The organism is Micromonospora sp. DSM 43699, from assembly GCF_055517075.1.
In genome coordinates this window covers 1-250 of the sequence record NZ_JBTMMT010000294.1, presented here as the reverse complement: position 1 = coordinate 250, position 250 = coordinate 1, and the positions used below count along the sequence as shown (strand labels likewise).

Here is a 250-nt window from a genome sequence, read left to right as displayed (position 1 = left end):
CCGACCACGTCTTCCTCGACCTGCCCGGCCGGGTGGCCAAGACGCTGGTCCGGCTGGCCGGGGAGAGCCAGGCCCCGATGATCACCATCGAGCTCAACCAGAGCCAGCTGGCCGAGATGGCCGGGGGGTCCCGGCAGAGCGTCAACCAGGCGATCGGCTCCTTCGCCAGCCGGGGTTGGCTGCGTACCGAGGGCCGCCGGATCGTGGTCACCGACGTGGCGGCGCTGCGCCGCCGGGCCGGCATGAGCGA

General features: G+C 73.2%; 1 protein-coding gene. It reads left to right on the top strand.

Annotated elements, in window-relative coordinates; genetic code table 11:
* A partial coding sequence (locus AC0AIB_RS31685; protein WP_465098152.1) for a helix-turn-helix domain-containing protein occupies window positions 1–250 on the top strand: 250 nt, incomplete at both ends.